The organism is Streptomyces sp. NPDC045470 (assembly GCF_040646595.1).
Lineage (GTDB): Bacteria > Actinomycetota > Actinomycetes > Streptomycetales > Streptomycetaceae > Streptomyces.
Genome location: NZ_JBEZAN010000018.1, coordinates 83,536 through 102,630, shown reverse-complemented (window position 1 = coordinate 102,630; position 19,095 = coordinate 83,536). Strand labels below are relative to the sequence as shown.

General features: G+C 72.0%; 20 protein-coding genes and 1 pseudogene. 17 read left to right on the top strand and 4 right to left on the bottom strand.

The features are described from left to right. Positions 1 to 109 precede the first annotated feature (109 nt). Complete coding sequence (locus AB0A97_RS33970) at positions 110 to 646, top strand: YbjN domain-containing protein (RefSeq protein WP_125055437.1); 537 nt, start codon at positions 110 to 112, stop codon at positions 644 to 646. Positions 647 to 725: 79 nt separating this feature from the next. On the opposite strand, the gene AB0A97_RS33965 is transcribed toward AB0A97_RS33970, so the two are convergent. Beyond that, positions 726 to 1,946 (bottom strand): hypothetical protein, encoded by a 1,221-nt coding sequence (locus AB0A97_RS33965; protein WP_361157358.1) that lies wholly within the window; start codon positions 1,944 to 1,946, stop codon positions 726 to 728. A 202-nt stretch (positions 1,947 to 2,148) separates the two neighbouring features. Then, complete coding sequence (locus AB0A97_RS33960; protein ID WP_361157355.1) at positions 2,149 to 3,327, bottom strand: pyridoxal phosphate-dependent aminotransferase; 1,179 nt, start codon at positions 3,325 to 3,327, stop codon at positions 2,149 to 2,151. Between the two features lie 266 nt (positions 3,328 to 3,593). Between AB0A97_RS33960 and AB0A97_RS33955 the strand changes: the two genes are divergently transcribed. From AB0A97_RS33955 to AB0A97_RS33880, 16 genes and pseudogenes are all read left to right on the top strand, one after another. Then, positions 3,594 to 3,866, top strand: coding sequence for a hypothetical protein (locus AB0A97_RS33955; protein WP_361157353.1), 273 nt, complete (start codon positions 3,594 to 3,596; stop codon positions 3,864 to 3,866). 380 nt (positions 3,867 to 4,246) lie between these two features. Further along, positions 4,247 to 4,765: a DUF2617 family protein gene (locus tag AB0A97_RS33950; RefSeq protein ID WP_361157350.1), complete on the top strand. Its 519-nt coding sequence runs from the start codon at positions 4,247 to 4,249 to the stop codon at positions 4,763 to 4,765. A gap of 139 nt (positions 4,766 to 4,904) precedes the next feature. Next, the gene (locus AB0A97_RS33945) at positions 4,905 to 6,692 is read left to right on the top strand and encodes a spermidine synthase (protein WP_361157348.1); all 1,788 of its coding nucleotides are present in this window, start codon (positions 4,905 to 4,907) and stop codon (positions 6,690 to 6,692) included. A 154-nt stretch (positions 6,693 to 6,846) separates the two neighbouring features. Beyond that, complete coding sequence (locus tag AB0A97_RS33940) at positions 6,847 to 7,623, top strand: SRPBCC domain-containing protein (protein WP_361157345.1); 777 nt, start codon at positions 6,847 to 6,849, stop codon at positions 7,621 to 7,623. Between the two features lie 59 nt (positions 7,624 to 7,682). Next, positions 7,683 to 8,522 carry an aldose 1-epimerase gene (locus AB0A97_RS33935; RefSeq protein WP_361157342.1) on the top strand — a complete coding sequence of 280 codons (840 nt, stop codon included), beginning with the start codon at positions 7,683 to 7,685 and terminating at the stop codon, positions 8,520 to 8,522. Between the two features lie 56 nt (positions 8,523 to 8,578). Then, positions 8,579 to 9,121 carry an orotate phosphoribosyltransferase gene (gene pyrE, locus AB0A97_RS33930; RefSeq protein ID WP_150237071.1) on the top strand — a complete coding sequence of 181 codons (543 nt, stop codon included), beginning with the start codon at positions 8,579 to 8,581 and terminating at the stop codon, positions 9,119 to 9,121. A gap of 204 nt (positions 9,122 to 9,325) precedes the next feature. Next, the gene (gene fbaA / locus AB0A97_RS33925) at positions 9,326 to 10,348 is read left to right on the top strand and encodes a class II fructose-bisphosphate aldolase (RefSeq protein ID WP_361157338.1); all 1,023 of its coding nucleotides are present in this window, start codon (positions 9,326 to 9,328) and stop codon (positions 10,346 to 10,348) included. Positions 10,349 to 10,513: 165 nt separating this feature from the next. Then, positions 10,514 to 11,155, top strand: a pseudogene (locus AB0A97_RS33920) (IS5 family transposase); the annotation flags it as partial. Between the two features lie 20 nt (positions 11,156 to 11,175). Then, the gene (locus tag AB0A97_RS33915; protein ID WP_361157476.1) at positions 11,176 to 11,328 is read left to right on the top strand and encodes an ALF repeat-containing protein; all 153 of its coding nucleotides are present in this window, start codon (positions 11,176 to 11,178) and stop codon (positions 11,326 to 11,328) included. A 52-nt stretch (positions 11,329 to 11,380) separates the two neighbouring features. Continuing rightward, positions 11,381 to 11,842: a hypothetical protein gene (locus AB0A97_RS33910; protein ID WP_361157335.1), complete on the top strand. Its 462-nt coding sequence runs from the start codon at positions 11,381 to 11,383 to the stop codon at positions 11,840 to 11,842. Positions 11,843 to 12,289: 447 nt separating this feature from the next. Next, on the top strand, positions 12,290 to 12,703 hold the full coding sequence (locus AB0A97_RS33905; RefSeq protein WP_030023205.1) for a DUF3151 domain-containing protein: 414 nt from the start codon (positions 12,290 to 12,292) through the stop codon (positions 12,701 to 12,703). Positions 12,704 to 12,927: 224 nt separating this feature from the next. Continuing rightward, on the top strand, positions 12,928 to 13,788 hold the full coding sequence (locus AB0A97_RS33900) for a tryptophan 2,3-dioxygenase family protein (RefSeq protein WP_361157331.1): 861 nt from the start codon (positions 12,928 to 12,930) through the stop codon (positions 13,786 to 13,788). Then, entirely contained in the window at positions 13,781 to 14,965 is a 1,185-nt protein-coding gene (gene kynU, locus AB0A97_RS33895) for a kynureninase (RefSeq protein WP_361157328.1), read from the top strand. Before AB0A97_RS33900 ends, kynU begins: the two co-directional genes overlap by 8 nt. Then, positions 14,962 to 15,726 carry an alpha/beta fold hydrolase gene (locus AB0A97_RS33890; RefSeq protein ID WP_361157325.1) on the top strand — a complete coding sequence of 255 codons (765 nt, stop codon included), beginning with the start codon at positions 14,962 to 14,964 and terminating at the stop codon, positions 15,724 to 15,726. The genes kynU and AB0A97_RS33890 overlap by 4 nt, the downstream gene beginning before the upstream one ends. Positions 15,727 to 15,793: 67 nt before the next feature. Further along, positions 15,794 to 17,152 carry a histidine kinase gene (locus AB0A97_RS33885; RefSeq protein ID WP_361157323.1) on the top strand — a complete coding sequence of 453 codons (1,359 nt, stop codon included), beginning with the start codon at positions 15,794 to 15,796 and terminating at the stop codon, positions 17,150 to 17,152. Between the two features lie 8 nt (positions 17,153 to 17,160). Beyond that, the gene (locus tag AB0A97_RS33880; protein WP_031005084.1) at positions 17,161 to 17,805 is read left to right on the top strand and encodes a response regulator transcription factor; all 645 of its coding nucleotides are present in this window, start codon (positions 17,161 to 17,163) and stop codon (positions 17,803 to 17,805) included. Positions 17,806 to 17,829: 24 nt separating this feature from the next. Here the strand turns inward: AB0A97_RS33880 and AB0A97_RS33875 are convergent, their stop codons facing one another. After that, a complete protein-coding gene (locus AB0A97_RS33875) occupies positions 17,830 to 18,075 on the bottom strand; it encodes a hypothetical protein (RefSeq protein ID WP_361157320.1) in 246 nt (81 codons plus the stop codon). A gap of 90 nt (positions 18,076 to 18,165) precedes the next feature. Then, complete coding sequence (locus AB0A97_RS33870) at positions 18,166 to 18,831, bottom strand: DUF6082 family protein (protein ID WP_361157317.1); 666 nt, start codon at positions 18,829 to 18,831, stop codon at positions 18,166 to 18,168. Positions 18,832 to 19,095 lie beyond the last annotated feature (264 nt).

Sequence of the window (19,095 nt, the reverse complement as noted above, 5' to 3'; positions counted from 1 at the left end):
CGTCTCTCCCGCCGGGTTTTTAGCCCGCAGCGGAGAGTGGGCGGCGGGCTTGCCATGACAGGGCCGGGATGGGAGAGGATGGCGGGGACCATACGAAGGGAATTCCACGGTGAGCATCGACCCGTCCTCGATCCCGAATTTCGGGGGCCAGCCCGAACCGCAGCCGTCGGGGCCTGATGGTCCCGTCCTGCCCGACCAGGACCTGGTCAAGCAGCTCCTCGACCAGATGGAGCTGAAGTACGTAGTCGACGACGAGGGTGACCTCGCCGCCCCGTGGGAGCAGTTCCGCACGTACTTCATGTTCCGCGGCGAGGAGGAGCAGCAGATCTTCTCCGTCCGTACGTTCTACGACCGCCCGCACGGCATCGACGACAAGCCGAAGCTGCTGGAGGCGCTCGACGACTGGAACCGCCGGACGCTGTGGCCCAAGGCGTACACCCACACCCACGACGACGGCACGGTCCGTCTGATCGGCGAGGCGTCGATGCTGATCGGCACCGGCGTGGCCCTCGAACACTTCGTGTCGAGCACGGTCAGCTGGGTCCGCGCGTCGATCGAGTTCGACAAGTGGATCGTCGAGCAGCTCGGCCTGGAGGCCGACATCGAGGGTGAAGGCGACGAGAAGCCGGGTGACGCGGAGGCGTGAGCCTTCCCGTTGCCGGGTGACCGGCGGGCCCCGGAGCGATCCGCTCCGGGGCCCGCCGCCGTGTGCGGCCGGTCCCGGTTCACAGCGGCAGTGGCGCCATGGCCAGCAGGTACACGCCGTACCCGAGGGAGAGCACGGCCAGTGAGCCGGTCGCCAGGACGACCGAGCGCGGCCGGGCGCGGGCCAGCGCGACCGCCGCCGGTACGAGCAGCGGGAAGGCCGGCAGCAGAAACCGCGGCTTGGAGGGGAAGTAGCCGGCGCCGCCCAGTGCCATGACCACCAGGACCGCGGTGTAGGCGAGCAGCGGCAGGGGCGGCCGGTCCAGCACCAGCAGGACGAGGAGCAGGATCGATACGGCGAGGACCGCGGCGGCCATGTGCTGGACCAGCGGCTCGTTGTGCAGGAACAGCCGCTTCACGGACCGCAGGGTGTCCCGTCCGAAGTCGAACCGCGAGCCCCAGATCTCCTGCACCCGGAAGTAGCCGCGCGGACCGGCGCCGGTGCGCGCCCCCACCCACAGGACATAGCCGAGCCAGCCGACGGGGGCGATCAGGGCCGCGGCCCAGTAAGGCCAGAGGGGGCGTGCACGCCCCAGCAGAGGGCGTCCCGGGCGGTGCTGGCGCCGCCGCCAGGTCTGTACGGCCGCCGCCACCATGACCGCCGCGGCCACCGCTAGGCCGTTCGGCCGCGCCAGACCGGCCAGCACCGCCAGCGCGCCGGCCCACAGCGGGCGGTCGGTGAGCAGGGCGTACAGCGCCCACGCGGCCAGCGCGGTGAGCAGCGGCTCCGTATAGCTCAGCGATTCGATGACGGCGTGCGGGAGCAGCGCCCACAGCACCACCAGGAACGTGCCGGCCCGCCGCCCGTAGAGATGCGCGCCGACCGCGAAGATCCCCCAGGCGGCCACGGCCGAGGCCGTCCACGCGATCAGCAGCCCGGCATGGAGCGCGCCGACCGGCAGGACGCTGGACACGCCGCGGATCAGCCCCGGGTACAGGGGGAAGAAGGCCAGGTCGGCGAGGTGGTCCGGTGGCCACATGTGGTGGGGCGACGGGGAGCCGTAGCCGTACCGGGCCACCCCCAGATACCAGTTGGAGTCCCAGGTGGCGCCCAGCAGGTTCCGCGGGTGGCGCCCGGTGCGCCACGCCCAGAGCGCCGTGCACAGGACGCCCGCGCAGCGGACGGCCGCGAACAGCGCGAGGGCGGGCGCCGCGCGGCGCAGCGCCGCCCGGACGTGGACGCGTACGGAACCGGGCCGTTGCGCCGCGGCGGCTGCGCTGTCGACGGTCTCGGCGGCCACGGAACACCTCCGGTACGCGCGCGACGGTCACCCACCGGGCCCCGCGCGCCCGGCACACTCCGACACCACGACTCTCGGCGCGGCCCGCCCGCCCCGCGACCCCGGCGGGCCGGCTGTAGGCCGAACGGGTGGCGCGCGGGGGCGCCGGACCGGGGCGCGCGGGGGAGCCGGCCGGTCAGAGCGCGCGGGTCCGGGACCCCGCTCAGAGGGCGCGGAGGCGGTCGACCGCTTCCTGGAGGACCTTCTCCTGCTTGCAGAAGGCGAAACGGACGTACGGCGCGCCCTGGTCCTGGTGGTCGTAGAAGACGGCGTTGGGGATGGCCACGACGCCGGCGCGTTCCGGAAGGGCGCGGCAGAAGGCGAAACCGTCCTCCTCGCCGAGGGGGCGGATGTCGGTGGTGACGAAGTACGTGCCGGACGGGCGGAAGACGCGGAAACCGGCGGCGGCGAGGCCGTCGGCCAGCAGGTCGCGCTTGGCCCGCAGGTCGTCGCGCAGGCCGGTGTAGTAGCTGTCGGGCAGGGCCAGCGCCTCGGCGACCGCGTACTGGAAGGGGCCGGCGGAGACGTACGTGAGGAACTGTTTGGCGGAGCGGACGGCGCCGATCAGCTCCGGGCCCGCGGTGACCCAGCCGACCTTCCAGCCGGTGAAGGAGAAGGTCTTGCCGGCCGAGCCGATGGTGACGGTGCGCTCGCGCATGCCGGGGAAGGACGCCAGGGGGAGGTGCTCGCCCTCGAAGACGAGGTGCTCGTACACCTCGTCGGTGATCACGAGGAGGTCGCGTTCGCAGGCGAGGCGGGCGATCTCGGTCAGTTCGGCGCGGTCGAGGACGGTTCCGGTGGGGTTGTGGGGGGTGTTGAGGAGGATGAGGCGGGTGCGGTCGGTGATGGCGTCCCGCAGCTCGTCCAGGTCGAGGGCGTACGTGCCGTCCTCGGCGGACGGGCGCAGCGTCACCGGGACGCGGGTGCCGCCCGCCATCGCGATGCACGCCGCATACGAGTCGTAGTACGGCTCCAGCGCGACGACCTCGTCACCGGGCTCCAGGAGGGCGAGCAGCGAGGCGGCGATGGCCTCGGTGGCCCCCGCGGTCACCAGGACCTCGGTGTCCGGGTCGTACGTGACGCCGAGGTGGCCGTAGAAGCGGTGCTGGTGCGCGGCGACGGCGGCGCGCAGTTCGGGGACGCCGGGGCCCGGCGGGTACTGGTTGCCGCGACCGTCGCGCAGTGCGCGGACCGCCGCCTCCCTGACCTCCTCCGGTCCGTCGGTGTCGGGGAAGCCCTGTCCCAGGTTGATCGATCCGGTGCGCAGGGCGAGTGCGGACATCTCGGCGAAGATCGTCGTACCGAACTCGGCGAGGCGGCGGTTGAGCAGCGGTCGTGACATGTCCGCCATCCTCCGCCGAACCTCTGGACTTCCTCAACTGTGCTTTGCGGCCGCCGGGGTCCGGGCATGACCCCCGCACCGATGACACGGCGCGGAACCGGACAGCCCGAAAGGGGACGCCGGATCCGGAGTGGATCAGCGTGGACCGGAGAGGGATCCAAGGACGCGAACGACACGTACGACAGCGCTTCGGCCGGGCCGGGGGACACGGCGGCGGACGGAGCAGGTGCCTCGCTTCGGGGGACGGAAAGGAGAGTGGGGCGACGATGGGTTTTGTGGTCTTCCTCGTGATCTGTGTGGTGGTCGCGGCCGTGGTGGTCACGGCGGCGCAGAGCCGCGACGGCGGCGGGCGCCGCGGCCTCGGCAAGCGCGGACGGGACGGCACCGGCTGGTGGGTGGCCGGTGACCCGGGCGTGGGCGGCGGGCACCACCACGGGCACTCCTGCGGCGGGTCGATGTCGTGCGGCGGCGGTGGGGGCGGGCATCACTCGTCCTCGTCCTGCGGCGGGGGGAGCGGCTGCGGCGGGGGCAGTTCCTGAGGGGCGGCGGCCGTCTGCGCGGTGCGTCGGCGGCAGTTCCCGAGGGGCGGTCGGAGACGGCTTCCGGGGCAGTCGCCGGCGCGTTGCTGCCCCGTACACATGCAGGGGGCCCATGCCGGTCCGCATATGCGAGGAGCAGGGCCAACGACCGCTGGGGAGTGGGTTGTTGAACAACTGAACTGAGTGGCCCTCTGAGGGATGGAAACCCGGCGAAGATGGGTAAAAACGCTGTGGGCCCCGCTCGTTTCATGATTCCCTCTCCCTAGAGAATCCCAGTTCTCGGACCCCACGTGGGCACGAGCCGGCAGACAGTCGTAACCCTGATCCCGTCTCCGGGGCAGGCCGGCCCACCATCCACTGCGTGCTTGCGGAGCCGACCCATGCTCACGACCCTGAAAACGGCCTACACCGATACCCGCGCATCCGACCTGGCTTGGGCGCTCGGCAGGGAGCCGCTGCCGGCCCTGGCCGTGCTCGACCTTCAACTCGCGGACGCCCGCGTGCAGTTGAGACTGCTCGGAGCCTCGCACCAAGTACTCCTGGAGGAGGAGCGCGGCACCTGCTCCGAGACCGTCGCCTGCATACCCGGCAGCAGCACCCCGCTGCCGCTGGGCGTGGCGAAACGCATCGGTGACTGGGAGTACGAATTCGCGGCCCACGTCGAGACCCTCTCCCAGGGCTCGTTCGCCGGGCGCGCCCAGGAGCTGCTCGCCCTGGTCGCCGAACACCCCCTCGGCCTTGCCGGAACGTTCCCCGGTTCGCCGCACGCGTTCACCGCGATGCTGGCCCAGCGCGAGGACGGCCAGGTGCGCTGGCGTACCTGGCACGCCTACCCGCAGGAGGGGCGGCTGGTCGCGACGCGTACGCGGGTCGGGGTCCGGGTGGCGGCGGCCATCTGAACGGCGATCCCGCGGACGCTTGTACCGGCTCGCGGGGCGGGGCGGATGCCCGTCGCGCTCCAAGTCGCCCGTGTGGAACGCGCACTACGCTCGTGTGGGTGACATAGGGCCACCCGGTCGTCACGTAGCGTTGCACGACATGATCGACCCGCCTGAGCCAGTCCACCGCGGTTCCCCCGAGCCGCCCGAGGCGGGGAGTCCGGCGCGGCTGCCCGTACCCGCCGGTCTCGGCCGGCTGCTCGTCCTGGCCACCGTCTTCGTCTGCGCCGCCTGCGGCCTGGTCTACGAACTCGAACTGGTCGCCCTCGCCTCCTACCTGACCGGCGACTCGGTCACCCAGGCATCCGTCGTGCTGTCCGTCATGGTCTTCGCGATGGGCATCGGCTCGCTGCTCGCCAAACGGCTCCGCTGCCGGGCGGCCGTCGGCTTCGGGGCGCTGGAGGCGGTCCTCGCACTCGTCGGCGGCTTCTCCGCGATGGCGCTCTACGCCTGCTACGCCTGGTTCGGCCAGTCCCGCTCCGTCCTGGTCACCTTCTCGCTGGCCATGGGCATGCTCATCGGCGCCGAGGTGCCGCTGCTGATGACGCTCATCCAGCGGGTCCGCCGCCAGGACGCGGGGGGCGCGGTGGCGGACCTGTTCGCGGCCGACTACGTGGGCGCCCTGGTCGGCGGCCTCGCCTTCCCCTTCCTGCTGCTGCCGGGGCTGGGCCAGGTCTCCGGCACCCTGCTCACCGGATCGGTCAACGCGGTGGCCGGCGGCGGGCTGGTGCTCTGGCTCTTCCGCAGGGACCTGACCGTACGGGCCCGCTGGTCCCTGATCGTCGCGAACGTGCTGGTGCTGGCGCTGCTCGCCGCCGGGACGGCGCTGGTGCCCCCCTTCGAACGTGCCGCGCGGGACGCGGTGTACGGCTCGGCGGCGCGGGTCGCGGTCCGTACCGGCATCCAGGAAGTCGTGATCACGGGCGGTACGGGCCCGGCCGCCACGGACCGGACCGGGACCGCGGACGGACACCTGGACCGGGCCGGTCAGGGCGGGCCGGCCGGCCCCGCGCCGGGCTCGGGGAAGAACGGTGCCGGAGCCGGCGGGCCGCTCGGGCTCTACCTGGACGGCCGCCTGCGGGCCGCCGCGCAGGACGATCACCCGTACCACGAAGGGCTGGTGCACCCGGCCATGGCGGGCGGACCGCACCGTCGGGTCCTGGTGCTCGGCGGCGGCGACGGCCTCGCCGCCCGCGAGGTCCTGCGCCACCCCGGCGTCACCGCCGTGACCGTCGTCGAACTCGACCCGGGTCTGGCCCGCCTGGCCCGTACGGACCCGGGCCTGTCCGCACTCAACCGGCACGCGCTGGACGACCCGCGGGTCCGCGTGGTCGCGGGCGACGTGTTCGAGTGGCTGCGGCGGGGCGGCGCGGCGGCCCGGAACGGCGGCCCGTACGACGTCGTGATCGCCGACCTGCCCGACCCGGGCAGCACGGCCAGCACCAAGCTCTACTCGCAGGAGTTCTACGGCCTCGTCTCCCGTGCGCTGACCCGGGGCGGCCGGCTGGCGGTGCACGCCGGAGAGCCCGCGTCCCGGCCCCGTACGTTCTGGACGGTCGACGCGACCGTACGGGCCGCGGGCCTGCGCACCGTCCCGTACCGCATCCCCGGCCGGACCGTCCCCCGTACCCCGCCCCGCACCGGCGCGCCGGAACGCTCCTGCGGAACGGGCCACGCCGGTCCCCGGTCCACCGGCCACCGCCGCGCCTGCGGCTGGGGCTTCCTCCTCGCGGCCCACCGCACCCCCCGCCTGGCCCTCTCCCCGGACACCCCCGCCCTCCGCTCCCTGACGCCCGCCACCCTCCAGGCCGCCGCCCGCTCCCTCGCCCCCACCCGCATCCCCGGCCTCCCCCCGTCAACGCTGATGCACCCACGACACCTGGACTGACCAGGGCCGGCCCTCCCACCCCGGCCTGCCGGCGATCCACCGGCCCTGTGCCCGGGGCGGCGATCCGCTCCCGCCGCCTCCCCCGTTCGGCCGCGGGAGAAAATGGTGCCGGACCGGGCACGTGTGCCGGGAGGGCTGGGTAGGCTCCCATGCCATGGAGCACGAGGTGTACGTTCCGTTTCCCGTCGAGACCGTGCGGCAGGCGCTGGCCGAGCCGGAGCGCGTGGCGCGCTGCATTCCCGGGTGCCAACTCGACGCCGACGCGGACCCCGGCACCCCCGGCGGGCGGCTGCGGCTGCGCATCGGGAGTTCCACCATCACCTACCGCGGCACCCTCACCGTCACCGTGCGCGGCGCCGACACCGTCCTGGTCGAGGCGAGCGGCATGGAGTCACGGGGAGACGGCTCCGCCGAGCTGTCCCTCACCGTGCGGCTCGCCGACGGGCCCGACGACTCCGCCGCCACGGTCCTGAGCTGCGCCGGTACGGTCACCAGTACGGGCCGCCTCGCCGAAGCCACCGACCAGGTGGCCGAGTCCGCCGGCCGCCGGGTCCTGGACCGCTTCGCCGCCAACCTCGCGGCGGACCTCACCGACAACCCGCCGGACACTCAGGACAGCGGCGCGCCGGCCGCGCCCCCCGCCACCGCGGCCCTCTTCGACACCGAGGTCCCGCCGCCGTCCCTCGACCCGCTCACCGACGCCGACGACCAGGACGGCACACCGCCCGCCGAGGCCGCGCACGCACGGCGCACGATGATCGGGCGCAGCGCCGAGGAGGTCGACCACGCGCCACCGCGCGGCCGGTACGCGCCGGTCCCCGCCCCCCAGTCGGCGACCACCTCCGCCACCCTGCGCTGGGCGGCACCGGCCGCGGCCCTCGCCCTCGCGTCGGCCGTCGTGGTGGGCCGGGTACTGCGGCGCCGCCGCTGAGCGGTGGCGCGCGCCCGCCGTACCGTGTCGGCCTCCGATGTCCCGGTTAGGGTCGGACCGTGAGTGACAACGACACGCGAAACGTCGCGCAGGGACAGGTACGGCTGGCCGCCGGCGACACCGAACTGACCGTGGACCCGGCCAACGGCTGCCGGCTCACGAGCCTGCGCATCGGCGGTACGGAACTGCTGCGGCAGGGCACCAAGTACGGCTCCTTCCCGATGGTGCCGTGGTGCGGCCGCATCGAGAACGGGCGCTTCCGCAACGGCGGCGAGGTGCACCAGATGCCGCTCAACTCCCCGCCGCACGCGATCCACGGCACCGGCCGCAACATCGCCTGGAAGACGGCCCGCGCGGACGCCACCAGCGCCGCGTTCACCTACGAACTGCTCGACCCGGACGCCGCCCCCTGGCCGTACCCGGGCCGCGTCACCCAGTTGGTCGAGCTGGCCGAGGACGGCGGCTCGCTCACCCTGACCATGGGCGTCGAGGCGAGCGCCGACTCCTTCCCCGCCCAGGCCGGCTGGCACCCGTGGTTCCTGCGCAGCCTGGACGGGGGCGGCGAGGACGTACGGATCGACTTCACCGCCGCGTGGCAGGAGGAGCGGGGCGACGACCACCTGCCCACCGGACGGCGCATCGACCCGAAGCCCGGCCCGTGGGACGACTGCTTCGGCATGCCGGACGGCGTGGACGTCACCCTCACCTGGCCGGACCGGCTGGAACTGAAGGTCACCAGCGGCGCCGAGTGGGTGGTCGTCTACGACGAGCAGGACGAGGCGGTCTGCGTGGAGCCCCAGTCCGGCCCGCCGAACGGCCTGAACACGCTGCCGCGCCTGGTCACCCCCATCGATCCGCTGGAGATCTCGACCACCTGGAGCTGGCGCACCCTGTCCTGACCCACCCGCCGACCGGAGTCCGGCCGGGCCCCGGCACACGCTTTAAGCTCGTGCGCATGACTGACGACGTACGCGGCGATCTGCTGCAGCAGATCAAGGACAAGGCCGTGGTGCACGGCAAGGTGACGCTCTCCTCCGGCAAGGAGGCCGATTACTACATCGACCTGCGCCGGATCACCCTCGACGGAGCGGCCGCGCCCCTCGTCGGGCAGCTGATGCTGGACATCACCGCCGACCTGGACTACGACGCGGTCGGCGGGCTCACGCTCGGTGCCGACCCGGTCGCCACCTCGATGCTGCACGCCGCCGCGGCGCGCGGCCGCCGGCTGGACGCGTTCGTCGTCCGCAAGGCGCAGAAGACGCACGGGATGCAGCGGCGGATCGAGGGCCCGGACATCAAGGGCCGCCGGGTCCTGGTCGTCGAGGACACCTCCACCACCGGCGGCTCGCCGCTGACCGCCGTCGAGGCGGCGCGCGAGGCGGGTGCGGAGGTGGTCGCGGTCGCCACGATCGTGGACCGCGGGGCGGAGTCGGCGATCGCCGACGCGGGCCTGCCGTACATCACCGGCTACCGCCTCGGAGACCTCGGCCTCGCCTGAGCCTTTGCCGGTAACCCGGCACTGACCAGCGGTTATCGCAAAGGGGTGGCCGGTTTCACGTGAAACCGGCCACCCCTTTGTGTGCCGGTGGCGTGTACGGGATGTGGAGCAAACCGCCGAGTCTGGGAAGATGAGCTACGGCGATGTCGTCGCCCCCTGGTCAGGGCCAAGAACGCACACCCGCACATCACAAGGAGCGGACAGATGCCCATCGCAACTCCCGAGGTCTACAACGAGATGCTGGACCGGGCGAAGGCAGGCAAGTTCGCCTACCCGGCCATCAACGTGACCTCGACGCAGACTCTGCACGCAGCGCTGCGTGGTTTCGCCGAGGCCGAGAGCGACGGCATCGTCCAGATTTCCACCGGTGGTGCGGAGTTCCTGGGCGGCCAGCACAACAAGGACATGGTGACCGGCGCCGTCGCGCTGGCGGAGTTCGCGCACATCGTCGCGGAGAAGTACGACATCAACGTCGCGCTGCACACCGACCACTGCCCCAAGGACAAGCTGGACGGCTACGTCCGTCCGCTGCTGGCCGTCTCCGAGCAGCGGGTGGCCAAGGGCCAGAACCCGCTGTTCCAGTCCCACATGTGGGACGGTTCCGCCGAGACCCTGGCCGACAACCTGTCCGTCGCCCAGGAGCTGCTGGCCCAGGCCGCCGCCGCGAAGATCATCCTTGAGGTCGAGATCACCCCGACCGGTGGCGAGGAGGACGGCGTCACCCACGAGATCAACGACGAGCTGTACACCACCGTCGACGACGCGCTGCGGACCGCTGAGGCGCTGGGCCTGGGCGAGAAGGGCCGCTACCTGCTCGCCGCCTCGTTCGGCAACGTGCACGGCGTCTACAAGCCGGGCAACGTCGTGCTCCGCCCCGAGCTCCTCAAGGACCTCCAGCAGGGCGTGGGCGCCAAGTACGGCAAGCAGTCCCCCTTCGACTTCGTCTTCCACGGCGGCTCCGGCTCCACGGCGGAAGAGATCGCCACGGCGCTGGAGAACGGCGTCGTCAAGATGAACCTGGACACGGACACGCAGTACGCGTTCACGCGTCCGATCGCGGACCACATGTTCCGCAACTACGACGGCGTCCTGAAGGTCGACGGCGACGTCGGCAACAAGAAGACCTACGACCCGCGTAGCTGGGGCAAGCTCGCCGAGGCCGGCATGGCCAAGCGCATCACCGAAGCCTGCGCCAACCTCCGCTCCACCGGCACCAAGATCAAGTAACCCTCCAGGCCCCGAGGCCCCGGCCCGCCGCACGCGCGGACCGGGGCCTTCGCAAGCCTGGAGCGGCCGCGCGTCGTGCGCGATAGGGCCGGTGGGTGGAGGGCTCGGGGCCACTCCAGCGGGGCCACTCCCCCCAGCCTTCGGCCGGGGGCGCTTGTTGAGCGGATGGCGCCGGACGATCTGTGGGAGCTGTTCGAGCGGGTGGTGCCACCGGCTCCGCAGCGTCCGCAGGGCGGTGGCCGGCGGCGGCACGGTGACCCGGGAGGTGCTGGCCGCGATCGTTTTCGTGGCCACCTCGGGCTGTACCTGGAATCGGCTGCCGCCCGGCTTCGGCCTGTCAGGGGTGGCGGCCTTGCGCCGGTTCACCGAGTGGTCCCGGGCGAGAGTGTGGGCCAGGCTCTACCGTCTGGTCATCGACGAACTCGGCTTGCGCGGGGAGCTCGACCGGTCGCGCTGTGCGATCGACTCCGTCAGCGTCCGGGCCCGAAAAGGGGGGCACTGACGGGGCCGAACCCGACCGACCGCGGCAAGAACGGATCGAAGATCCATCTCCTCGTCGACCGGAACGGCCTGCCCCTGTCGCTGGGCACCTCCGCCGCCGGCCTCCACGACAGCCGGGCGCTGATTCCGCTGGTCCGCGGCCTCCCCCCCCCGATCCGCTCCCACCACGGCCCCCGGCGCCGACGGCCCGCCAAGCTCCACGGCGGCAAGGGCCACGACTACCCCCACCTGCGCCGCTGGCTGGCCGCACGCGGCATCCGCCACCGCATCGCCCGCAAAGGCATCGAGCCCTCCCACCGCTTGGGCCCGCCGCCTCGCCGAATGAAATGGTGTCTCAGTACACGGCCCACGCCGAGCGGGCACTCACCGACGGGACTCCGGAGGCGATCCGCTGGTTCCTCGTCACCGGCCGGCACATCGCCCGTGCCCGCGGCGAGGAGAAGGCGACAATCGATCAGCCGCGACCATTGGATAGCTGACCTGGTAGCGGATTTCTGTCCCGCGAGAGCAGAAGTAAAATAGAAGAGACGGGTGGCGGTACCCCACCACCACCCGGCCATTCACCCTTCCCGTCTGAGAGAGTTCTTCATGTTCGGTTCCGGTCTTTCCGTCGGCCAGTGGATGGCGCTCGCGGCTGCGACTTCATTTCTCCCCGGCCTCGCCATGCTGCCGTACATCCGGAAAGCGAAGAAGAAGGCGCTGGTTCCTCTCTTCTTCGTCGTTCCCGCCGGCATCGGAGCGCTCGGCATCTGGGGGAGCGCCGCGGCCCGTGGTTACGGCGCGGCGGAATCCCTTGAGATGTACGCCTGGTGCATGACAGGTCTGGCACTGCTCATCGTCCTCGGCCGTCCCCAGATCAAGAGGAACGAAGAACTTCGGGCTGCGGGCAAGGAGATGGAGCAGCCATCGGGTCTCTATATGGCGGTGGTCTTCGCGTCCCTGGGAATCGCCGCTGTACTTGCTTTCCTGGTCAGGAAATACCTCATTGGGTGACCCCTCGTCCCGTGTGATGGGTCCCACATTCGATCGTCGTTGATCCATGCCTTCCACCGCCATCTCCGGCTGGACTTTCCGTGAGGGGAATGATTGTGTTGGCGTCGCTTCCGGTGGGGAATGCGTAAGAATTCCCCCTTCTCCTTCCTGGGCGTGCAGAAATCTTGGGGCGCTGATCAGGCGGCCTGGGGCATCACGTAGCCGTGGGCGGTGTCGCCCCGAGAAAGTGCCCCGCACCTTCCTCGCGGTCTGGGAGCTCAACGTCAGCTACGAGCGCCGCATCTACGCAGAGGACGCCCTGCCGTTCACTGATGAGGAGCAGTGACCCGGGCGTCACACGCCGCACAGTGCCGCCGGGCCGGGACGAACAACACCGGGGCGAACCGCCAACGGGGGCCCAGCCCCCTGAGGTACGTAGTCGACTGGCCCCTCCGGGAAGATGGGAGCATGGCCATTCACCAGAACCTCCTAGGGGGCCCGCCCCCCACCGAACTCCCCGACGACCCCGAGCCCCGCGAACTCCTCGCCTCGGGTGCCGCGCCGACGGACGTCGCGGCGAAGTATCCGACCTCCTCGCTGGCCTGGGCGCAGCTTGCCGACGACGCGTTCCAGGCGGGCCGTACGGTCGAGTCGTACGCGTATGCCCGTACGGGTTACCACCGGGGCCTGGACGCGCTGCGTCGGGCCGGCTGGAAGGGCCACGGCCCGGTGCCGTTCGAGCATGAGCCCAACCGGGGTTTCCTGCGGGCGCTGCACGCTCTGGCCCGTGCCGCGCAGGCCATCGGCGAGCAGGAGGAGTACGAGCGGTGCTCGACGTTCCTGCGGGACTCGTCGCCGACCGCGGCCGACACCCTTTCGTAGGGCGCTGAGCTGCGCTTCCGGCTGATCGCCGGGGCGGAATCGGGGCCGGCCGCGCCAGCGCGGCCGGCCCTTCGCGCGCCGTGAGCGACCTCTTGCGCGCCTTTCGTGGAGCACGGATGATGCCAGTGGGCCGGAAGATTCCGTGCCTGAGGGGACCGGGGCTCCGTTGCCGACGGGAAGGAGCGGACCGCTACCCGGAAGCCAGCAGCATCGAGGAGTTCCTCATGTCGCAGCAGTCCGCCCCGCAGTGTCAGCCGGAGACCGATGAGGTCCGGCGGCCCGACCTGAGCATCGGCAGTACGGACACGACGCCGTACGAGGACTACGTCCACGCGGATGTGCTCACCCACCTCCAGCATCCGCTGTCCGACGATCCGGGCGAGATGGCGTTCCTGGTGACGACCCAGGTGATGGAGCTGTGGTTCACGGTCGTGGTGCACGAGTGGCACACCGCGGCGCAGGCGTTGCGCCGGGACGAGCTGCCGGTGGCGATGGAGGCGCTGGAGCGCTCGTCGCGGCAGCTGGAGGCGCTGAACGCGGCGTGGAAGCCGTTGGCACGGCTGACGCCGGCGCAGTTCAACGCGTTCCGGGGCGCGCTGGGGGAGGGTTCGGGGTTCCAGTCCGCGATGTACCGGCGGATGGAGTTCCTGCTGGGTGAGAAGTCGGCGTCGATGCTGGTGCCGCACCGGGGCGCGCCGCGTGAGTACGCCGAGCTGGAGAAGGCGTTGCAGGAGCCGAGCCTGTGGGACGAGGTGCTGCGGCTGCTGGCGCGTCGGGGGTACGGGATACCCCGTGAGGTGCTGGAGCGTGAGGTGACGGAGCGGTACGAGCCGGACGCGCGGGTCGAGGCCGTGTGGGCCGAGGTGTACGCGGGGCCGCGGGACGGTGAGCTGGTGCGGCTCGGTGAGGCGCTGACGGACGTCGCGGAGCTGGTGTGGCGCTGGCGGAACGATCATTTGGTGGCGACGCGACGGGCGATGGGAGCCAAGTTGGGGACCGGTGGTTCGGCGGGCGTGGCATGGCTGGAGAAGCGGGCCAGCAAGAACGTTTTTCCGGAGCTGTGGACGGCACGTAGCCATGTCTGACCCGGCAGGGCGCGCCGCTGCGCTGGACGAGGAGGACGACCTCCGCCCCGTGAGGGAGAAGTTCGTCCTGGACGACACCGTGTACCTGGACGGGAACTCGCTGGGCGCGCTGCCCGGCCACGTACCCGGCCGCGTCGCCGACGTGATCACCCGGGAGTGGGGCGAGCTGCGCATCCGCTCCTGGGAGGAGTCGGGCTGGTGGACCGCGCCGGAGCGCGTCGGCGACCGGATCGCCCCGCTGCTCGGCGCCGCGCCGGGCCAGGTCGTGGCGGGCGACTCGACCAGCGTCAACGTGTTCAAGGCGGTGGTCGGCGCGGTACGGATGGCGGGCGCGGGCCGGGACGAGATCCTCGCCGACGAGGCGTCCTTCCCGACCGACGGCTACATCGCGGAGTCCGCGGCGCGCATGACGGGCTGCACCCTGCGGGCCCTGCCGGCCGCGCGGATTCCCGACGAGGCCGGGCCCCGTACCGCGCTCGCGCTGGTCAACCACGTCGACTACCGCACCGGACGGCTCAACGACCTGCCCGGCATCACCGCCGCCCTGCACGACGCCGGAGCCCTGGCGGTCTGGGACCTGTGCCACAGCGCGGGCGCCCTGCCGGTGCGGCTGGACGCCCACGGTGTCGACCTGGCGGTGGGCTGCACGTACAAGTACCTGAACGGCGGGCCGGGCGCGCCCGCGTACCTGTATGTGCGCGAAGAGCTCCAGGCACGCTTCGACTCGCCGCTGCCCGGCTGGAACTCGCACGCCGTGCCCTTCGGCATGGACCCCGCGTACGCCCCGGCCGACGGCATCGTCCGCGGCCGCGTCGGCACGCCCGACATCCTGTCCATGCTCGCCCTGGAGGCGGCCCTGGACATCTGGGACGGCGTGTCCGTCGAGGCCGTACGGGCCAAGAGCCTCGCGCTCGGCGACTTCTTCCTGGAGTGCGTGGACGCGCACGTACCCGAAGGGCGGGTGCGCTGCGTCACCCCGCGCGAGCACCCGCAGCGGGGCAGCCAGATCGCGCTGGCCTGCGCGGACGCGGGAAAGGTGATGCCGGAGCTGATCCGGCGCGGAGTGGTCGGCGACTTCCGCCACCCCGACGTGCTGCGCTTCGGCCTCACGCCGCTCTACACGTCCTTCGCGGACGTGGCGCGGGCCGCGCGGGTGCTGGGCGAGGTCATGGGGTGAGCGGTCCGGGCGCCGCGGACGAGGAGGCGGCGCTGCTCGGCCTCGCGCCCGTGGCGCCCGACGTGACGCTGGCGTACGGGCCCCACCCGGACCAGGTGATCGACCTGTACGGGCCGCGGAACGAGGGGCCGGTGGTGCTGCTGTTGCACGGTGGCTTCTGGCGCGCGGCGTACGACCGTACGCATCTGTCGCCGCTCGCCGCGGAGCTGGCCCGGCACGGGCTGCCGGTCGCGCTGGCCGGATACCGCCGGTCCGGCACGGGCGGGGGCTGGCCGGCCACGTACGAGGACGTGGCGGCCGCGACGGCAGCGGCCGGGCGGCCCGTGGTGGCCGTGGGGCACTCCGCGGGCGGGCACCTCGCGCTGCTCCTCGCGGCGGCGCACCCGCACCGCCGCACCACGGACGCGCCGCGGCGGATCATCGCCGTGGCGCCCGTCGCCGACCTCGGGCACGCCCACGAGCTGGGACTGAGCGACGGCGCCGTGGCGGAGTTCCTGGGCGCCGAACCAGGGTGGGCGGACCGGCTCGCCGCGGCGGACCCGGTACGACGGCTGCCGGGCACGGTTCCCGTGACGATCCTGCACGGCACCGCCGACACCGACGTGCCCGTCGGACTCTCCCGCCGCTACGTACGGGCCGCCGAGGCCGCCGGCGGCACCGCCCCGCGGCTGCGGGAGCTCGCCGGAACCGGCCACTACGCGCCCGTCACCCCCGGCACCGCCGCCTTCCGCGTCCTCCTCGCCACCCTGCGTAGTACTTGAGGAGGAGGGCACCGGATCCACTCAGGAGGGGACGACCGGAGGCCGCACTCTGCATACCGTGGTGTACGTGAACCAGACGACCCACACGCAGCGCGACGACCTGCGCTCGGAAGCCCGACTCGTCCGTGGCGCGCTGAACCGGCTGCGCCAGGACCTGATCGTGGACGCCTTCGCCTTCCGCCCGATGCTGCCCCTGGACGACGCCCGCGTGTCCGGGTGGTCGTGGGTCCCCCAGCGGCTGCGCCGCCATGTGCGCTGGGCCCCGCACGTCGTGCTCACGGCCGTCGCGGCCGTGGTGTTCCTCGGGACCACGAGCGTGATGGCCCGCGACAGCGCGCTGGGTTTCCTCATCACGACGGTCTTCACCTTCCTGCTCGCCGCACCGATCGTGCTGACCCTCTTCCGGCCGGTCGGCGCGTTCTGGCTGTCGGGCGGGGCGGTCGGCTTCTCGATGCTGGCGTACGCCGTCACCGGGACCGGGTCCTCCGGGTACGAGGTCGGCCTGATGACCCACACCGCGGTGATGGTCCTGGTCGTGCTCCGTACCCGGCCCCGGCTGGCCGCCGAGATGTGGCTGGTCACCATGGCCGCGGCCGGGGTGCTGGTGCTGCTCGTGCCCCGGACGATCTCGCACATGGCACCGTTCGCGGTGCTGGCGGTGCTCGTGCTGACCCCCGCCGCCGCCATCCGCGCCTGGCGCGAGGAGCGGCAGAACGTGGTCGAGACGCAGACCGCCACCGCCGAGGAACGTTCCCGGCGCACCCTGCTGGAGGAGCGCGCCCTGATCGCCCGCGAGCTGCACGACGTGGTCGCGCACCACATGTCGGTCATCGCCATCCAGGCCGAGGCCGCCCCGTACCGTGTCAAGGACACCCCGCCCGAGCTGGCCACCTCCTTCTCGACCATCCGGGAGAACGCGGTGGCGGCGCTGACCGAGCTGCGCCGCATCCTCGGTGTCGTCCGGTCCGAGGACCCGGACGCCTTCGCCGACGCCGACCCGGAGGCGCCGCAGCCGACCCTGGCCAGCCTGGACTCGCTGCTGGCGAGCGTGCGCAGTGCGGGACTGGAGGTCGAAGCGGTGATCACCGGTTCGCCGCGGTCGCTGCCGCAGGGCGTCGAGCTGTCCGCGTACCGCATCGTCCAGGAGGCGCTGAGCAACACCCTGCGGCACGCGCCGGGCGCCGAGGCGCGGGTGGAGATCTCGTACGTGCTCGGCGGGATCGGACTGCGTATCGTCAACGGCAAGGCGAGCCGCCTGGCCAAACCGTCACCGGGGGCCGGGCACGGCGTACTGGGAATGCGGGAACGGGTGCAGATGCTGGGCGGGGAGATGACGGCGGACCACACCGAAGAGGGCGGGTTCGAGGTCGCGGCCTTCATCCCGGTGTCGGCGGCGCAGAGCGCGGCGGAGGGGAAGACGGCGTGATCCGGGTAATGATCGTGGACGACCAGGTGATGGTCCGTGAGGGCTTCTCGGTGCTGCTGGGCGCGATGCCGGACATCGAGGTCGTCGGCGAGGCCGTGGACGGCCGGCAGGCGGTGGCCAAGGTCGCCGAGCTGCGGCCCGACGTGGTGCTGATGGACATCCGGATGCCGGAGATGAACGGGCTGGAGGCGACCCGTGAGATCGTCGCCGCCGACGCGGACGCCAAGGTGCTGGTGCTGACCACCTTCGACCTCGACGAGTACGTCTACCAGGCGCTGCGGGCCGGGGCGAGCGGCTTCCTGCTCAAGGACGCCTCGGCGGGCCAGCTCGCGGAGGGCGTACGGATCGTCGCGAACGGCGAGGCGCTGCTCGCGCCGGCCGTCACCAAGCGGCTGATCTCGGAGTTCTCCAAGCTCGACACGCCGCGGGCGCCCACCCAGGAACGCATCGGCGACCTCACCGAGCGGGAGACCGAGGTCCTGGTGCTGGTGGCCCAGGGTCTGTCCAACGGTGAGATCGCCGAGCATCTGGTCGTGGCCGAGTCGACGGTGAAGACGCACGTCAGCCGGATTCTGGTGAAGCTGGGACTGCGCGACCGCACCCAGGCGGCGGTCTTCGCGTACGAGGCCCGGCTGGTCACGCCGGGCGGGTGAGGAGCGGCGGGCCGGGCCGGTGGATCACAGTCGTGCGATGTCGGACTTGGCCCGCAGCAGGGTGTCGCGGGTGATCACCACGATCCTCTCGTAGTCGGCGCGGCTCGCGTCGTCGGGCAGCTTTCCGTCCAGGTCGGCTGTCATGTCGGTCCCGATGACGGCGAAGCGGCCGTCGCTCAGCTCGAAGAGGTCGGGGCAACTGCCGTTGCCCATGCTGCCGCGCTCCTGAGGAGTGGCGCCCAGCCGGCGGGAGATGTCGAGTGTCGTCATCGGGCCGGAATACCCCGGCGGTACGCGGCAGCGCGAGTCGAATTGCGGAAGTCTCCCTTTCCAGCGCTGGTCGATACACCTGTGAGCGCTTTACGGCTCGGTGTGTTGACCTTCGATCAAACGCAGGTTCGGGGAATGCGGCGCCTGTGCGTTCGACTGGGTCAGTGCCTCGTCGACGAGAGCGGCGAAGCGGTGTTCGTGGGAAGCCGGGTCCATTTCGGCGCGCATGGAGCGGGCCGCTTCCCAGTACCCGCGGAAGGCCGGCGACCGGACGATGTACCGCAGATGGCCCAGCGCCTCGCGGTCGTCGAGCATCTCCAGCTTGTGCGCGAGCATGGAATGGCAGTAGATCAAATTGGCGTACAGATACTGCCGGTTCTCCGTCGATGACAGTTCCGGCGCGAAAGCGGGCCAGACCTCGGCCAGTTCCGGATCGCCGATGCTCATCTTGAGCAGGTCCATGTGCAGGTGCCGCAGGTCGGCCTCGGCACTGCGGTGCAGCTCGCCCGCCGACCGGCGCATCTCGTCCCGCTGTAGCTCCAGCTCGGCCCGTTGCAGGCGCATTTCCGCGCGTTGCAGTTCCAGTTCCTCACGTTGCAGCGAGGTCTCGTCCCGTTGCAGACGCAGCGTCCTCGCCATGTAGAACAGCACCAGTACGGCAGTGGAAGAAGCCGCGGCGCCATAGGCCTGGCCCGCGTTCCCACTGCCCGGAGTGCGCAGTCCGGGCACCATCGTCATGATCAGGCTGAACAGCACACAGGCTGCTCCGGCCGTCAGGACGACCCCCAGATTCCGCATCACCCAAAGCGCCCTGCGTGGTCCCGTTCGGTTCACTGACACCTCCGCCGCCCCTAGGCGTGGAATTGCGGCGTGCCGGCCCATTCCGCGCCGTCATCGCCGCCCGCGGGAGTTGTGCCCAGCCGGAAACGCGGACAACCGCGCCCCGCCGCGTGGCGCGGGGCACACCGGCGCGGAACGGCCCACTCTCGCTCCACTGGTCGTTCCGGGACGCTCGTGGAG

Bases quoted from the DNA above. Each gene is read 5' to 3' on its own strand.
- kynU (WP_361157328.1), top strand. From the start codon at position 13,781: ATGTCTGACCCGGCAGGGCGCGCCGCTGCGCTGGACGAGGAGGACGAC.
- AB0A97_RS33945 (WP_361157348.1), top strand. From the start codon at position 4,905: ATGATCGACCCGCCTGAGCCAGTCCACCGCGGTTCCCCCGAGCCGCCC.
- AB0A97_RS33905 (WP_030023205.1), top strand. From the start codon at position 12,290: ATGGCCATTCACCAGAACCTCCTAGGGGGCCCGCCCCCCACCGAACTC.
- AB0A97_RS33900 (WP_361157331.1), top strand. From the start codon at position 12,928: ATGTCGCAGCAGTCCGCCCCGCAGTGTCAGCCGGAGACCGATGAGGTC.
- AB0A97_RS33940 (WP_361157345.1), top strand. From the start codon at position 6,847: ATGGAGCACGAGGTGTACGTTCCGTTTCCCGTCGAGACCGTGCGGCAG.
- AB0A97_RS33875 (WP_361157320.1), bottom strand. From the start codon at position 18,075: ATGACGACACTCGACATCTCCCGCCGGCTGGGCGCCACTCCTCAGGAG.
- AB0A97_RS33880 (WP_031005084.1), top strand. From the start codon at position 17,161: ATGATCGTGGACGACCAGGTGATGGTCCGTGAGGGCTTCTCGGTGCTG.
- AB0A97_RS33950 (WP_361157350.1), top strand. From the start codon at position 4,247: ATGCTCACGACCCTGAAAACGGCCTACACCGATACCCGCGCATCCGAC.
- fbaA (WP_361157338.1), top strand. From the start codon at position 9,326: ATGCCCATCGCAACTCCCGAGGTCTACAACGAGATGCTGGACCGGGCG.
- AB0A97_RS33955 (WP_361157353.1), top strand. From the start codon at position 3,594: ATGGGTTTTGTGGTCTTCCTCGTGATCTGTGTGGTGGTCGCGGCCGTG.
- pyrE (WP_150237071.1), top strand. From the start codon at position 8,579: ATGACTGACGACGTACGCGGCGATCTGCTGCAGCAGATCAAGGACAAG.
- AB0A97_RS33960 (WP_361157355.1), bottom strand. From the start codon at position 3,327: ATGTCACGACCGCTGCTCAACCGCCGCCTCGCCGAGTTCGGTACGACG.
- AB0A97_RS33915 (WP_361157476.1), top strand. From the start codon at position 11,176: ATGGTGTCTCAGTACACGGCCCACGCCGAGCGGGCACTCACCGACGGG.